Source organism: Psychrobacter sp. PL15 (assembly GCF_035984995.1).
In the GTDB taxonomy this organism is placed as follows: domain Bacteria; phylum Pseudomonadota; class Gammaproteobacteria; order Pseudomonadales; family Moraxellaceae; genus Psychrobacter.
This window is the reverse complement of the sequence record NZ_JAXCIB010000005.1, coordinates 68542-85561: the sequence shown is the minus strand read 5'-3', so window position 1 is coordinate 85561 and position 17020 is coordinate 68542. Positions and strand designations below refer to the sequence as shown.

8 protein-coding genes are annotated in these 17020 nt (G+C 44.5%); 1 reads left to right on the top strand and 7 read right to left on the bottom strand.

Features of this window, described 5'->3' with window-relative positions; all coding sequences use genetic code 11:
• Positions 1-49 precede the first annotated feature (49 nt).
• The 5 genes from proB to RCH20_RS05965 all read right to left on the bottom strand — a co-directional run bounded on the left by proB (position 50) and on the right by RCH20_RS05965 (position 7660).
• Positions 50-1222, bottom strand: coding sequence for a glutamate 5-kinase (gene proB, locus RCH20_RS05985; RefSeq protein ID WP_209958033.1), 1173 nt, complete (start codon positions 1220-1222; stop codon positions 50-52).
• A gap of 137 nt (positions 1223-1359) precedes the next feature.
• Entirely contained in the window at positions 1360-2613 is a 1254-nt protein-coding gene (cgtA, locus tag RCH20_RS05980) for an Obg family GTPase CgtA (RefSeq protein WP_209958035.1), read from the bottom strand.
• Positions 2614-2919: 306 nt separating this feature from the next.
• Positions 2920-4365, bottom strand: a complete 1446-nt coding sequence (locus RCH20_RS05975; RefSeq protein WP_209958038.1) for a glyceraldehyde-3-phosphate dehydrogenase — start codon at positions 4363-4365, stop codon at positions 2920-2922.
• Between the two features lie 378 nt (positions 4366-4743).
• A complete protein-coding gene (locus RCH20_RS05970; RefSeq protein WP_209958040.1) occupies positions 4744-5997 on the bottom strand; it encodes a lipocalin family protein in 1254 nt (417 codons plus the stop codon).
• A gap of 346 nt (positions 5998-6343) precedes the next feature.
• A complete protein-coding gene (locus tag RCH20_RS05965) occupies positions 6344-7660 on the bottom strand; it encodes an NUDIX domain-containing protein (RefSeq protein WP_327192937.1) in 1317 nt (438 codons plus the stop codon).
• Between the two features lie 304 nt (positions 7661-7964).
• Here RCH20_RS05965 and hemP point away from each other — a divergent pair, with 304 nt between their 5' ends.
• Positions 7965-8123, top strand: coding sequence for a hemin uptake protein HemP (hemP, locus tag RCH20_RS05960; protein ID WP_227672156.1), 159 nt, complete (start codon positions 7965-7967; stop codon positions 8121-8123).
• 189 nt (positions 8124-8312) lie between these two features.
• Here hemP and RCH20_RS05955 read toward each other — a convergent pair whose 3' ends face one another.
• Together RCH20_RS05955 and RCH20_RS05950 are read right to left on the bottom strand one after the other, a co-directional pair.
• Positions 8313-13322 carry a translocation/assembly module TamB domain-containing protein gene (locus RCH20_RS05955; protein ID WP_442793107.1) on the bottom strand — a complete coding sequence of 1670 codons (5010 nt, stop codon included), beginning with the start codon at positions 13320-13322 and terminating at the stop codon, positions 8313-8315.
• 107 nt (positions 13323-13429) lie between these two features.
• Positions 13430-16858, bottom strand: coding sequence for an autotransporter assembly complex protein TamA (locus RCH20_RS05950; protein WP_327192935.1), 3429 nt, complete (start codon positions 16856-16858; stop codon positions 13430-13432).
• Positions 16859-17020: the final 162 nt, after the last annotated feature.

Sequence of the window (17020 nt, the reverse complement as noted above, 5' to 3'; positions counted from 1 at the left end):
TATGGCATTAATAGGCCAGCTATGTATCTGTTAGCCATAGACCACTCTTTTACATAGACAAGGCTAAATTATCACGATGTACCATGACCACGCGCTCTTCATTATTGCCCAAGATTCTATCGAACTGCTCAGTACGTTCACGCGCAACACTGCGCGCATCGGTAGACGAGAAGTTAACTTGGCCAACCGCTAAGCGCTCATTGGTGTCTTGATGAATAATCTCTACTACATCACCTTCATCAAAGTCGCCACGTACTTCTACTACCCCAACTGGTAATAAGCTTCTGTTATGTTTGGTCAGTGCTGTTGCCGCACCAGCATCCACAATCAGGGAACCGGACATCCGTAAATGCGCCGCGATCCACTGTTTACGAGCGATGATTTTGTCCTCATCATTGGTAGTTAGCAATGTACCTACCGCTTCACCTGCCACCACACGAGTGATAACATCTTCGATCGCACCGCTGACAATTACTGTCGGGCAGCCACCCATGGCCGCCAAACGACCAGCACGAATTTTAGTCAACATCCCACCACGGCCTAATTTGCCACCATCACCAGCAATATCGAATAAATAATCAGCCATCGCGCGTTCTTGACGAATCATTCTGGCATCGGGATTATCGCGTGGATTGTCAGTAAATACCCCTTCTTGATCAGTTAATATAATGTATAAGTCAGCATTGACCATCGCCGCTGCCATCGCGCCTAAGGTATCATTGTCGCCAAACTTAATTTCATCAATAGTGATGGTATCGTTTTCATTAATTACCGGCAATACACGCCATTCTAATAGCTGAGTCAACGCACTAGTAGTGTTCAAGTAACGGCTACGATTGGACAAGTCATCATGGGTCAACAACAACTGAGAGCTCTGTATCCCATGTTGGATAAGTGCTGACCACCAGGTGCCAATCAAGCCCATCTGGCCGATAGAGGCACAGGCTTGTAATGCTGCAAGCTTTTTTGGGCGCTCATCAAGGTTCATGCGTACCACACCTTCAGCGACCGCACCTGATGACACCAACAGCACTTCCACACCCTGATTGTGCAATTCAGCAATCTGGGTTGCCCACTCGTAGATGGCAGTTCGATCCAGCCCTCGACCATTATTAGTTAATAATGATGAGCCGATCTTGACAATAACGCGCTGAATATCAAAGTTACGAGTTTGCTTAATAAACCTTGCTTCTTCGGTGGGTTGTTCCATGTCATCTGCCATAAAAACTCCTATATATTGCAGGGATTGGTTTGAAAAACTTTTTTATAAATAAAGGGCTGAAAAATTAGTTAAAAGAAGATGCTAGCCAACTGGCTTACATCCTCTTTAAATGAGTCTTTTCTGATAATGGAGATAAATTAAGGGGCGTACACCACTTCAACACCATCATCGTCATCAAAATCATCGTCATCAAAATCGTCGTCAAAACCTTCACTATCAAAGCTATCGTCTTCGGGTAAGTCGGCACCTTCACGTTGCGCTTTGCGAGCAGCACGGTACGCTTCACGTTGTGCTTCAGTATTACGGCGCACTTCTGCCTCTAAACGCTCGAAACGCGCTTTTTGCGCCTCAGCAAATTCCGGTTCTTCTTCTTCACGCTCACGCTCACGCTCAATCTCATTCATTAGATGATATTTCACGGCGTCAGTACCCTCACCCATTAGGGTTGAAGTACGAAATACCATGCCAGTCCAGCCGAGATCAGCGACGATATGATTGCACAGCTCGTCTAACTCTTCTGGATCAATCACCTGATCAATCTTGTTTAGGATTAGAACTTGCGGCAATTTTGCTAATTCTGGCGAAAAACGCTCAAGCTCATTTAAAATAATACGCGCGTTATTGACTGGATCAGAAGCGTCAATAGGCTGTACATCAACGATATGTAGCAAACGACGTGTACGTGCCACATGTTTTAAAAAGCGTATACCCAGACCAGCGCCTTCTGAGGCGCCTTCAATGAGTCCTGGGATATCAGCCATTACAAATGAGCGATGGCGACCAATATCAACCACACCTAGATTTGGCACGATGGTGGTAAAGGGATAATCGGCGACTTTTGGCTTCGCCGCAGAAACTTGACGAATAAAAGTAGACTTGCCAGCATTCGGTAGGCCAATTAGCCCAACATCGGCCACAACTTTTAGCTCAAACTTTAGTACTTTAAGCTCGCCTTCAAAACCTGAGGTGGCTTTACGTGGTGCTTGGTTGGTCGAGCTTTTAAAATGGGTATTGCCCAAACCACCATCACCACCTTTGGCGATTAGTAATGTCTGGCCGATCTCAATCATATCACCGATAACTTCATCAGTTTCAGTATCGATAATAGTGGTACCGACAGGAACTGGCAAGTAAACAATGTCAGAACCTTTGCCTGCGCAGTTCTTACTATGACCATTTTCACCGCGCATCGCATCATAACGGCGGGTATAACGGTAGTCGACTAAGGTGTTGGTATTGTCATCAGTGATGACATAAACGTCACCACCAGTACCCCCATCACCACCATCAGGACCGCCACGAGGGACGTATTTTTCTCGGCGAAAACTGGCGATACCGTTGCCACCGTCACCCGCTTTTACCGTTACGACAGCTTCATCAATAAATCGCATGTTACGTTCCTTAATTTACAATCTGGTTTACAGCCAGTGACTGTGTTTGTATTCGCTTTATATCCACGTTTGTTTTCGCACGCTTTATGTGGGTGCGTTTACGCTAGCGTAGGGTGATGTCTAAAAATTAATGTTAGCCATTGTTATGGCAACAACACCCGATAACCAATCGGACTATCGGGTGCTGTGTGTAATAGTGATAACTATAATAGCCAGTATAACATTTAAGGACGACATTCGAACCATGCTTATATAGCAATGTCTAACAGTGCCAACTTTTATACTAGAAATCTTATACTAGAGGCTTTATGCTGGAATTTGAGTGTAACTAATACCAGCCATCTGATTCGCTAAGCGCAGTACTTGAGTACTATAGCCCACTTCATTGTCATACCAAATATAGACAATGGCCTGATTGTCAGTGAGGATAGTGGCTTGAGCATCAACCACGCCAACGTGAGTCGTCCCAACAAAGTCAGTCGATACTGCTTCAGTTGAGTCCGTATAAGCAATTTGTGATTGCCACAGATTACTGTTAGATATGTTACGCATAAATTCATTTAGGGCATCAACACTTTGCGGTGCCGTTTTTAGATTCAAGTTTAAAATTGCCAAGCTGACGTTTGGCGTGGGTACACGAATCGCGTTGCCTGTTAATTTGCCACTCAACTCTGGCAGCGCTTTGCCAGCTGCTTTTGCCGCACCCGTACTGGTAATCACCATATTCAATACGGCACTACGACCACGGCGATCCGCTTTGTGATAATTATCAATCAAATTTTGGTCGTTAGTAAATGAATGAATAGTTTCCACATGGCCATTTTTAATACCATACTCATCATTCAATACTTTTAACATGGGCGTAATAGCGTTGGTGGTACAGCTGGCGGCACTAACGATAGGGTCATCACCGATAGTGTCATTATTAACGCCATATACCACGTTCTTAATCTCGCCACCAGCAGGCGCAGTGAGTAGGACCTTATTCACACCTTGAGCTTGCAAATGCTTGCCAAGACCGGCTTCGTCTTTCCAAATACCAGTATTATCAATAATCAAAGCATTATCGATACCATAAGCAGTATAGTCAATTTCGCTTGGGTCATTGGCGTAAATGATTTGTACAAAACGGCCGTTAATAATCATGCCATTGTTGTCATCATCAATACTGATGCCACCTAAAAATCTACCATGAATCGAGTCACGCTCAAGCAATGAGATACGTTTGGCTAAGTCGCCTGCAGCAGCAGGACGTACGACAATCGCTTTTAATTGTAGACCCTTGGCACTTGACGCTTGTGATAACAAGAGACGCGTTACAATACGGCCAATACGACCGAAACCATATAACACCACATCAGTCGCACCGTTAGTAGCCGTTTCATCATTGCTGATAGACTGCAATACGGCCTGTATATCACTGTCATTAGCAATCAGCTGACCCACATCGACTCGCGCTGCTTGAATATTATCGCTAGCCGCCACTGCTTTAACCATCGCTAAAGTATCTGCAATAGCGATCGGCTTAGCACCTTGTTCACGTATTGCCGCTTTTTGATGCAAGGCCAACACTTGACCAACTGAGGTGGTATCAAGCATTTCACCAAACAGGGTGATTTGTACGTCTTGCTCGTTATACAGCTTATTAAGTAGACCAATCAGCTCGATAGCTTGTTGCTCTTGGTTATTATAATTGCTTAAATGCTCTTGATGTAGGTGGCGTAAGGTATCAGCGTTGCTCACGAGAAACATCCTTATGGTCGGTAGAATTTGATATTAATCAAAATAGGGTAGTGAAAACAATAACGTATGCAATAGGATAAAGCTAAGAATAAACGAGTCGTTTATTAAAACGAAGTTATAACTACAAGAAGTTATTGCTATTAGTGCGGTTAAATCGCCTACATTTTAGCTCAGAACGCCCTTTTTTGCCAGTGATAACCATTATTAATAGCAGTTACTCTATTCTGTAGATAACTTTGGCAAAAAATTGTAGATTATTAGATATTTATTTAGAAACTCACAAGGCAAAGGCAGCCTATACAGCTGCCTTTGCCTTGTCGAACAGTTTTTTAGCACACCAACCTCTATAATATAGCGCATTGAGATACACCTTATTGCAAAAATAGCTTAAGGAGCTAGATTAATCGTTTGCTTGGTCTGGGTGGTTAGCTTGAATTTTTTTAGATCATAGCCTTGTTGCTGAGCAATCTCACGGTATTTGGCATAAGTCTGCTGGGTAATATTAGGCGAACGCGCCAATAACCATAGATATTTATTATCCGGCGTGCCCACTAAGGCGGTTTGATAATTAGCATCACGAGCTAGCACCCAATAATCGGCACGACCTACCGGCAACCAACGAATCCATGCAGGCAAAAAGGTAACTTTTAGTTTACTACCAGTATTATCAACCACTTTTGCCAGTCCTTCAGCACTAATGGCTGCGCCATCTTTGCCAATGCACTCATTCAGTACGGTAATGCCTGAACCGTCAGTTTTTCCGGTATAAGTGGCGGTCACATCACGAGCACAGTTGCGCTGAAAGTACATCGGCAAGCGCCCTATCTCATACCAAGTACCCGCATACTGTTCGAGGTCAACACTGTCTACAGTCGTTGGCACCGTTGCAGATTTATGAATGATGGCGCTTGGGGTCACTGCTAATGTCGCAGCCGTAGTGGTCTTATTAGTAGTGGTCTTATTAGTAGTTGCTGTATTCGTTGTGCCAGCTGGGGTTGCTTGCGGTGCGGCATAAGCTGAAAATGCCGCTAACGGTATAATAATCGCTAGTGCAATCGCGGTATGCTTGATCAATCCATTCATAAAGAATCGCTCTGGTATTTCAGTACTAGACATATTAGGGATGACTGTCACTGATGGTGGAATATTGTCGTCTGGCTTAGCATTACTTTGCTTAAAGCTATCCTGCTCTACGCTGTCCTGCTCAGCAAGGTCTCGTTCAAAATCGCTTTGTAGTTTCTCAATGTACGCAGCTGGTAACTGGGTCATAAATGGCGCTACATCAGCAGTTTTATTCATTTTTTTGTAGCCACTAGCAATGCTGGGTTTATCTAGATCGTCGTTTTTTATAGTTGTAATTGTGGTTGTAATTATATTTGTATCTTTAGTCATAATAGACTCTTGTGCCTTTATTAAGCTGTTGTCGAAACACTTATATGCAGAATAGTTATCTTTTGAAGGCCACCCCTCTACATGATAGTGTGAGTCTTCATCGACATCGTTAGCGTCATTACTGGCGCTACCGGTCTGTTTCATTTTATCGCCACTCAGATGACGAGTATTTATGCTAATCTGCTGCGATTGAAAACCAGCTGCCTGCGAGTCAGTCCCTGCTGATTCAGGTAACTTATTGGTTTTCATAGTCGTACCATTGATAGTTGTATAAAAAATTGGATTTGATTGGTTTAATAACAGAGACTCAACTGAATCAACAGGCCATAATTAATTATTAGTAATTTAGTCTCTCCTTAATCTCATATCCTATATTGAGGGTAGTGCTACTATTAAAACAGTGCGGCAGTGTAGGAAAAGGCAACAGTTTGTAAGTAATTCTGTGTCTATTTCATATATTAGTTATATAGTTACTAAACTGTAAAACATGTTGAAAAACAATCATTTGTACTCATGAGTTACATTCTATTATATTCATAGCTCAGCTTCATACTAACCATACAGACCCAAACCCCAGCACTGTATAATTAGTCTTTTATTGCCCTAAGAACTGACGAATACCGGCGACACTTAGCGCACCATGCTGCTCAGCTTGATCAATCATCAGTGGTGACAACCCACCCAAACCAATGACTGGCATATCAGCTAATTCTGCTAGTTCTGACCATGCTTTCCATCCTAGTGGCTCGCTATCAGGATGCGTTTTAGTGGCCAATACTGGTGACAAAAAGATACCGATCACGGGTGACAGTTGATTTTGTAAGCGCGTCGCAGCGAGTTGATTGGCAGCATAAATGCTATCCGCATCATGGCAACTTATTATTAATGGCAAAGCTATTAACGGCAATCTGGATAGCTGACCGTCTAAAGAAGATCGACTGCCTTTGGACTGGTCTTTAGAGAAATCGCCTGCAGGAACACTCTTTTTAGAATCATTATCTTGACAGTCATTGTCTATATAGGCATTGAACCACTGCATCACTTCATGATGGGTCAAGTGGCAAGCCATAACCTGCTTAGTGGTGTCAATATGCTTAGAAATTTTGACGTTTTCATTGTTGGTTGCTAGTTGTGTGATTTCGAGCGAATTAGGCTGCTGCACTATTTGATGAGCATAATCTTGATGAGCATAATCATAAGTTACGATGCTATGAATATCAGGTCGCAAGCGCATTAGCTGAATCGCAAGTTCCGCATCAGTAGTCCGCTTGGCTTTGGTAAGTGTGTTTTCTAGCTCTGCGGCTTTAGTGCGTATGTATACCCAAGCTCCTTTAGAAATGTACTGTTGGTGGTAATCAAACCAAGCATTGCTAACATCAGTATATTCGCTAAATGGTGCTAACGGATGCGTAATCGTTATCTGCGCTGGTAGCTGTAGCCATGCCAAAATAGTCCGATTAGCCGCTGGTAGCGGATAATGGCCTGCCAGTAGTGGGATTTTGTCTACCCAGGTTAATGCTTGACCTTCTAATCCATAGTCGCAGTGTTGATGCTGCTTATACTGCTCTGCTGTCAGCGCCACCTTGTATACCTGCAGACATACTTGCTTATCACCATAATCATGATGCAAACGGCCAAGCTTGACGAGATTGTTGTTCTGAATATCAATACCAGTCTCCTCACCAACCTCACGTACTAAGGCTGCTGACACAGTTTCATGCTTATCTGTCTTACCGCCGACAAACTCATAGCGGTTGCCCTGGTGCTGTGTAGAACTACGAAACCCAAGTAAGTACTGCTGTTGGTAATGTATCACTGCCACAGCGACAGTAACCCTTGCTTGGGTAGCCACCATTCTGCCAGCGACCGCCTTGTCATCAGTACTAATTTGCTGTTTTGTCTTATTTAACATGACTGTTTCCTAGAAGAGTGCCTGTTATGTCATTAACAGTGTTTTAAGTAATTGATTTATGCAGCGAAGGGTAGTCAGTGCCGGTTTTATAAGAAAACAATAAGTATAGTTACATAAGTTTACTCAATACTTAACATTTATTTTACCAATTGCCTTGTAAATTATATTAATATAAATGATAATCATTATCGTTAATTAGATTTATTCAGCGTGTCCTTTTCTTAGCTCAACGCTGTTTATATTGATTATTATTTACTATCCAGCCAGCCACTTACCAAAAAGACAAAAGGAATTCATTATGAGCATGGTTATCTCTCGTTATCTAAATTGCCGTGAAAATCGTCTGCCTACGCTGCAATCACAGCATCTATTTGCGCTAACTAAAGAAGTACGTATTGAGCATGAGGGCGAAGAATATCGCTTGCGGCTAACCCGCAATAATCGCTTAATCCTGACCAAATAGCTTATATGCTAGCAATAATTTAATCGTCGATCGTCTGACAACCATAAAAAAACGCCAATCAGAGGCGTTTTTTTATTGGACAAGGTTTATTGTGTTGATCAAGGACACTAAAAATCAATAGGCTTAACTAAGCTGAACTGAACTGATAATATCAACAGCCAAACCGCCCATTACTCACACTTGCCAGCGCTAAAATTGCCAGCTATAGACCACATCTACCGCATTTTCCGCAGCAGAAGTCGCTTCAACATAGATACGGCGGGTAAGCTGATAACGAACAGATAAGCTGTTTTGCGCGTTGAAGACACCTACCCCATAGCGAATATATAAGTCAGGTGTGACATAGCCAGTGACGTTGACATTGGTGTCTTCACTGGTTCCTGACGCATCAACCGTTAAGCTTTGTAGACCAAAGGCTTGTCCGATCTGGTTGGTTAAGCTGCGCGTGCCACTCAAACCAAAGCTCAATCCAGCCGCAGCCAAATTATTGGTCACCTCAGATTTAAAGCCTTGCTCACTAATCTGAGTCGCACTGGTATTATTGATTCGACCTGTAATCAAGGCATTCATTGCTTGTTGTTGCGTAAGCCCTGCATTATTAAAGACCACAATATTCGGATTTTCAGTATTACCTTTGACCCGTAGACCAACCGTTTTGCCATTGATGATTTTTACCGCCTCAATACTCAGATTCGGCTTCAATACATTACCATTAAAACGCACTTGGCCATAATTGAGCTCTAAACTCTGACCAAAAATATTGATATTAGTACGACGTGAGGCTTGTACTACGCCTTTAGCACGCATGATACCTTGGCCGTTTTGGGTGATGTTGATAGCACCAGCAAGCGGAATAACAGCCCCAAAGCCTCGGAAGTTAATATCATCACCCAAATCAATACCGATGTCTGCGTTGATCGACCATGGTTTTGAGATGGCCAAAACCTCATCAATATTACCAATTAAGCGTCGATCAAGAACTACCGCATCTTCGGTTTGGGTGATAATGTCTTCACTAGCCTCAGGTGGGCGAATGGTCGCTGATGGCACACTGATGGCACCTTCGATTTTGACATAGCGGTCGCCTGGGCGCACGATGATGTCAATATCAGGATTAATTTCAGCCAACAATAACGGTGGCTGGGTCAGTACTAAGCGCTCACCGACAACACTGAGCTTAGCTTGTAGTTTTTGTCGCCAATCGACAGTACCTGTTAAGGTGCCTTTACCAGTGCCACTATTAAATTTTCCATCAATCGTCGCTTGCGTACCACGGATTTTGGCCGCGACATTAACGTTAGTCAAATTAATCGGTAGGTCCAGCATAGCGACGCGACCATCAATCAAGTCAACATCGCCATAAAACTGTGGTTTCTCAAGCGTGCCACCCAGGCCACCTGCCATCGTAATATTGCCCTCAAGTACGCGCATCCCAGGGAAGAAAGGCTTGAAAATCGCTAAGTTAAGCTCATTGAGCACTAGTGCACCTGAAATAGGCTTCGGGGTCTTGTAAGGGTCGACGATTACCTCAGCGTAGCCACGGCTGCCGCGACCAGTATTGATATCGGTTCGCAGTTTTAATCCTTCCGGAACGGATAACGCGATGAGCGACACCCGCTTATAGGGCAAGGTAACAGGTGCAGCATCACCATCTTGAATGAGGCCAATCTTACCGTTGTCAGAATATAAGGTGGTATTAATGGTCGGCGGCTTGCCACGCTGCCAGCCAACGATTGCTCGACCATTAATTTTGCCATGCCAATCGATGTCTTTAGGTAAGAACACGGCAAACAGCGAGGTATCCAACTTTTGTACCGCCAGATTAACTTGTCCCGCTGCTGCTGAAGCAATAAGGTTCTCACGCAGACATAACTTGCCGGTTTGATCTTCTGCTTGCCAACAGTGGGCAGCCAGCTGTACTTTTAGCTCCCCTGTATTACTCTTTTTACCACCTTTACTATTTTGCGGTAAGTTAACAATCAGCTGCGCCGGTTGTAATTGGTTCAAAGTGGCATATTTGGATTTGACGCGACCTTTACCGATCGCCCCCGTCCAACTGAGGTTTTGACGGTTAAAGCCCCCTTTGAGTCGCGCCGATAGTTTAAGCTGCTCATTAGCAACCTCAATATCGACCACGTGCGCTTGCTCAGTACCATTAAAAGAGGCGTTGACACTTTTAAAAGTTTGTCCAGCAGCGTCCAGACCTTCAGCACTGATAATCAACTGGCTTGGGCTGTTGGCTAAATTAACCAGCTTGCCACGAATACGACCTTGACGCAGAATAAATCCAGGTAGTGCGATACGTTCACCAACCAGATCAATATAGATGGTGGGTAACGCTTGCCCAGATGGCTGCGATAAGGTGACGCCACCCGTTACTTTGCCCGCAAGCTTGTTTGACAGCTGATCGAGACTGGTGATGTTAATTTTTGCCTGTAGCTGCTTCGCGTTGCCATTAGCGGTCAGGTAGTTATCCCCCCAACGTATCACTAAATTATCAGCATTTAGGCTCTCTATTAAGGCATTGACTTGCTTATATTGCGCCTCGGCATCTTGCTTTTGCAGACCCTTAAAATAGCTTGCTAAGTCTTCAGGTAAGTGCAGCTTGGCTTTTAAGCTCCCTTTAGCACTTAAGGGCCGACCCTTTAGCACGCCATTCAAGTTGAGCTGATTTAAATTAATGACTTGCTGCATTTTTGTCCAGCGTCCATCACTGTTGAATGAACCGGTAATGACGCTTGGGGTGTCTTTAAGAAAGTAGCCTAAATTAAAGCGATCCATAACGGCGCTGATATCCCAAGCGATACCTTGACGCACATCAACAGTTCCTTTGGCATCAATACTACCTGCCGCGCCTACATGCCGAAAACGTTTGATGCGAATTAGCTTGTCATCACCGCTAGCATTGAGGGTTAATCTACCGGCTGGCAGCTGCTCAGCATCCAGCATGCCTTCGAAATCAACGGCGAATCGCTGCAATTTACCTTTAGCATTAGGGTTGTTTTTGGGCGCCGGCTGCCACTGCCCACTAGTAGTCAAGTCGCCAGTAAGAATCGCGGCGTTGTTCGGTAAGAAATAACCCAAATTGAACTGATCAAAGCGTCCTTTGACGTTCCAGCCAATATTGTTGCGTAAGTCAATCACACCTTTGGCTTTAACCGCACCTGCTTCTCCGCTATAGTTTAATTTACGGAAACTTATTAGCTTGGGCGTACCTGCCGCGTCAATCGATAGGCGACCTTTGGGCACATCTTTAGTATCGATATTGCCGTCAAAGCGTGCGTCGAAGACCGACAGCTTACCGTCGATAATATCTACACTGGCCTTGCCGCCGCCGGTAATACCAATAGCACGACTGTCCTGTGAGGCGTCTAGCTGCGCCTGCAAGTCCGTGTTACTGAAGTTAATAATATGACGCTGGCCTTTGACCTGGTTTTTGCTAATATTAAGCAGACGCCCACGCGCATTTAGGCGGCCAGTAAGACGCTCAAGTGGCAAGTCACTACGATACTTTTTGGGCAACAGGCCAGTAGTCCGTGCATCAATCTGCCACCTTAGCGGGCGATTTTTGGTCGCCAACTGAATTTGACCACTACCAGCTAGGTCACCTACGATACCTTGGTAGTTCAAACGATTGATATCTATGACGTTGCCGGCTTTACGCACGCGCACATCATAGTTGCCTTTAGGCGCGACATTGAGCTCATTAATCACTGCGTTGGCATCAACAGATAAGCGTGAACCACGGACGATGACGCTCGCTTGGCCACTAGGGCTATTAACGTTGCCAATATTTGGTAATTGACGGCGCACCAGATTTTGCCAGGTCGCATCAATATATATAGGTGCTTTTTGCTTGGATTTCGCTAACACTTTGCCACGTATAATTTTGGCATTAACGTGTTCACCATCACGTTGTTTTAAGTCAGCATTGAGCTGTAGATTGCCCGTGGTATTTTTTTGTTGGTAATGTACGAATAGCTTACCATCAAGCTTTTGCGGCGCATATACCTTGTAATCGGTATACTCTTTGGGAATGGCACGGCGAATGTCAAAATCACTACTGGTCGCCACTACTTTGGCATCAAAGCTCTGTTTCCAATCTAAAATACCTTGTAGCATCAAGCGTCCTGCTGGAACATTAGCGCTTAGGCGATCAATACGCAGTTGCTTGTTCTCAATGACTGCACGACCTTGATAATGTCCTGATGGAATATCTTTTGCTGTTAGTTCAGCATTAATCCGTAACCTTATTTCAGAGATAACACCATCGGCGACTAGCGTACCACTTTTTAGATGGATATTTTGCTCATCCGCATACGGTATCAGGATGTCATCCCATTGCAACTTGGCTTGGAACGGTGCCCCTTTATCGAGTCCTTGTACGACGATATCACCACTCACGTCGCCGTCATTGTAGCGGCTACTTACCTTACCTACCGTGCGTTTCAAACTACCGGTTGCAGTGATGTCTAGCGGATCGATATAGACTTTTTCTAAGCCACTAACCTCAGCAATCGCGGTAAAGTCCAGCGGATAATCACCCTGTAAATCAATATTACCCTGTAAAGCACTGATTTTGACTGTGTCGGCATAGCGTAAGTCGCCGCGACCGACAGTGATCTTACTGCCTACCCAGGTCAAATCACGAGCCGTTATATTATGAATAACAAGAGGATTTTTAGTGACTTGGTTGTAGACGATAGTCTTTATTTTTGCTTGATCAAAGCGCAGATTAACCGGTAGCTTAAGGGTTCTATAATCGAACGGCTTGCCAGTTGGTGGCTTTTTATTGATGATTTCAATACGCTCGATATCAGCATCACGTAGATGGACTTCTTTGGCAAAAATAGCGCGCCAGCCAATCTTAATATAAGCCTTATCTACTAATATTTCTAAATCGTCAGTCGCTTCGATATCGATGTCCGTGACCCAAATGCCATCACGTAAGTTACCACGGCCATATTTAAACTCAATTCCCGTCTCCGCACTAATCTTTTCTAATATAAACTTAGTACCTGAGTCCGTGCCTATCATATAAAAAAATACTGCAAACATAATCATCAGCACAATAACAACCAGTGCCAATAGCTTGAGTACAAAGGATAGCGGATACCAACGACGTACGGCACGCGCGTCTCTTTGCGCCGGATCTTCGTCCAATGGCTCAGGGGTGGGCGGGGTATGATTGTTCAATATGACACTCAACTGGGTTAAGATAGGTTCGGCATCAGCTCATCGCTAATACAATAAGATTGATGCCATGCAGGGGTGACGCTTAGTGAGCTTACCACTTACTTATTTGCTTATAAAGGCGAGCCGATAAAGAAATGCAGTCTAATTGGAATACTCTCTTCTGTTACACCAGCGGCAATATCAACCCGCACGACACCTACAGGTGAGGCCCAGCGAATACCAACGCCGACGCCGACCTTGGTATCAGTCTTAAAATCTTTGTCATAAGCATTACCCACATCGCTAAATAACGCCCCACGGAAGCCCGGTTTAAATTCATAATTATATTCAGCACTACCCACGGCTAGTATTTGCCCACCAGCTAAAAAGCCTTTTTCTAGCGGCGAGAGACTCTCAAAATCATAACCGCGCAGACTTTGATCGCCACCGGCAAAAAAGCGTAATTTGTAGGGCACATCATTAAAGTCGTCAGCCCAAATATAGCCGCCAGTAAAGCGGCCAAGCACCTGGTGTCTATTATCCTCACCAAAACTATAAAGACCACTAACCCCAGCATTGACAATCGCCAAATTAGTATCGCTAAGCAGACTGTCTGATCCAGCCTCAATACTGTAGTACTGACGAATACCACGGGTAGGATTGATGGCATTATCCACACTAGTTTTGCTTACACCATAACCAAATAGCAGCGCCTGTTGCTGAGGCTTAGAGGAAATAAAGCGAATCGGCAAATCATCTAAAGCAGCGTCATCGACGCCCGTCTCTAATTCATCTAGTCGATAACGCACAAAGTAGCTACTATCCCAGCCATTTTCACGATGGATATTACGGCCTAATGCAGCCTTTAAAGTTTGGGTCGACAAATCAAAATTACCTTCACCTTGATCGATGATCTCCTCTTTATATGTCAGACGCGCTTCGAGCTTATCATTAAGCGGATGGGTCAACGGGCGAATGCCGTAAACAGTCGCATTTTTACTAATGCGTGATAATTCTACCTCTGCACCTGCTTGGTAGCCCTTACGGTTGATTAAGTTATAATCTATTTTTGCGGTAGCTCGCACGCCGGTATCCGTTCCATAACCTAGGCCCGCTTGCGCATCACGTGGTTTATCAGAAGACACAAACACATATAGGGGTACTTTCTTACTTTCTGCTACTTGCTCAGGGGTCTTACGACCTTCAAGCGTTGGCGGTACAAAGTTTTCATCAGCGATTAAACTTTTTTCATCCGGGAATATCTTTTTAGCGACGTTGCTAATGGAATCACTAATCTTACCTAAAATAGTGTCTGTTTCTTGCGTCTTTTCATCAAGCACACGATCGGTGGGCAAACGGCTTAAACGATCTGCTTTTTGTCTAATGGCAAGTAACTTTTCATAGGTTTCCTCGTCTACTTCAAACTCAATAGGTGCAATGTCATTTTCATTAACCGTGGTACTATTATTGTCATCGGTATTAGCATCGGTATTAGTATTGTCATTAACGTTGGCATCATCATCATTATTAATGGCCACACTACCATTATTAGTGCGGCTGCCAGAACGACCTTGACTGGATCCATTGCTTGTATTTGAGGTATTCAATAGACCGTCACTATTCACATCTCCATCGAGGTCATTATTATCAATACCAATACCCTCCTCGCTATTTGTAGGCGTGTTATCAAAGGCTAAAGAACTGCCTGCGCTGCGCTCATCTGGCGGTAAGATGGTCTCGACGTTGACCGTATTGAAATAACGAGTGGCTGATAGATCGTTACTGAACTTGGTAATATCAGGACGATAAAAGGGGTCGCCGGCCTTAAAATTGTACAATTGACGCAGTAGTGACGTCTCTACAGGCAGTTTATCAGGGTCTTGGGTGAGCGTGCCAGACTCTCTATCGTAAGTAAAAAACACCACGTCATCGAACTCATAACGGTCCCCAGTGTTATACACTAGCGAGACATCTGCGGTATTATCCGGCAAAATGATGTCGACCGATTTGTTTAGCCAATATTGATCAAAATAACCGTAAGTGCCGCTCAAGCCCTCAAGCGCCGCCTTACTATTTTTATAGACACGGTGATTGAATATGTCACCCTCTTTGGGCGGCAACTCTTTCTCAAGCGTTTGGTATTCTGGTAGCTCAATACCTGCACCACGAACATCAACGATGCGGCTGTCAACACGTACTGGCTCACCAAGATTTTCGATGATGACATCGATGGTATCAGAGTTAGGCTGGCGCAATTTTAAGGTAATGTCGTAATAGCCAACAGCGCGGGCAGCATCCAACGCGGTTTGGCGCAGACGCGGTAAAGCAGCAGTGAAATCAACCACCGATTGCACCGTGATATCATCAAGCGCGGCTTTAATGTTGTTGATAGGTTGAATGTCATTGTCAGCTTTTATAAGTTTTGGTGGTGCGTTGACGACACTCACATCGCTGGCAGCAGGAGCTTGCTGTAAATAAACCGTCGTTTCGACGTTTGGCAATGCTGTATAGCCGCTATTGAAAAAGCGATTGTATAAACGCTTAATAAAGTTGCTACTATCGCGAGCGCGTGGTTTGGGCTTGGACGCTTGTGCGATGCTATCACTGACCGCTTGAGTCTCGGTCGCCACTTGATAGTCTGGCAAATAATCATCAGGATCTAGCAGCTTCTCTGACCTATTTTCTGTGCCGTCTACTGTACCCAATACAGTGGGTAACTTGCCAGCACTAATCTGTGCTTGAATATCCGTTGTAGTATTGCCCGCTCCAGTAACCGGCTTACGCGCTTGCTGTGCCAAGGTTTTTGCGGGATCAACTTGTTGATTAATGTATACGCTCGCATCAGCACGTCCACTACTGACAGCATCACTCACGCTAATAGGACGCGCCATAATCTCGGCGGTCTCCGCTCGCTCGGCGGCGGTCTCGTTCCTGCCCAAAGTGTCGAGGTTCGTAGGTGCGAGTAAACTGGCCGCATCTAGACTAACATCTAAGCCAATGGGTGGCGCGCGACCGTCTAGAGTGGCAACGGGTATATCAAAGCCGTTATTGCCATTAATGTCACCACCATTATTTTGGGCATCCATAGCGGCAAGCTCGCGCTCAATCTGCTCAGGCGTCATCATTTGATAACCCTGCTGTTGTACCATTGCGGCTTGTTGTTGCAAACGCTCATTAATCATAGTCTGCTGAGCACTAGTCGAGATGTCTGATTCGTCATCATTATTCGACTGAGCTGCTGGGTTTTTCTGAAGTTCAATATCTAAATTTTGTTCGGTATAATCATAAAGTACCGATCGATCGATAATGCCTTGTTCTACCGCCTTTTTTAGACGTAACGCGTCCAAGGCGTCATCAAGCTGGGCATCTGAGCCAGATACTTCTGAACTATTATTAATATTGCTGTTAGCGCTGTTATTATTACTACCATTAGAATCAGCAGCTATCGCGGGTGCCACACCAAAGCCAACTAAGCTGCTGGCAAGAGCAGTAAAGATCGCTGAGCGAGCAAAAATTTTGCGAGGCAAGTTGCGCGCTATAATTGAAGGCTGATGTCTCATGATTACTTACTTCCTATCGCCTAACACGGCACAAGATTACTGAAGATACTAGTCACCTAGTCTTATGGGTGAATAAACCTGTCGTACGTGGTTGATATTATCTGGCTGATGCCGTAGCGCTAATAACGCTTGACAGTTGTTCTGAAATAACATGATAGTATT

Coding starts and splice junctions, on each gene's coding strand:
- RCH20_RS05975 (WP_209958038.1), bottom strand. CDS start 4,365: ATGTTTCTCGTGAGCAACGCTGATACCTTACGCCACCTACATCAAGAG.
- RCH20_RS05965 (WP_327192937.1), bottom strand. CDS start 7,660: ATGTTAAATAAGACAAAACAGCAAATTAGTACTGATGACAAGGCGGTC.
- RCH20_RS05950 (WP_327192935.1), bottom strand. CDS start 16,858: ATGAGACATCAGCCTTCAATTATAGCGCGCAACTTGCCTCGCAAAATT.
- hemP (WP_227672156.1), top strand. CDS start 7,965: ATGGTTATCTCTCGTTATCTAAATTGCCGTGAAAATCGTCTGCCTACG.
- RCH20_RS05970 (WP_209958040.1), bottom strand. CDS start 5,997: ATGAAAACCAATAAGTTACCTGAATCAGCAGGGACTGACTCGCAGGCA.
- cgtA (WP_209958035.1), bottom strand. CDS start 2,613: ATGCGATTTATTGATGAAGCTGTCGTAACGGTAAAAGCGGGTGACGGT.
- proB (WP_209958033.1), bottom strand. CDS start 1,222: ATGGCAGATGACATGGAACAACCCACCGAAGAAGCAAGGTTTATTAAG.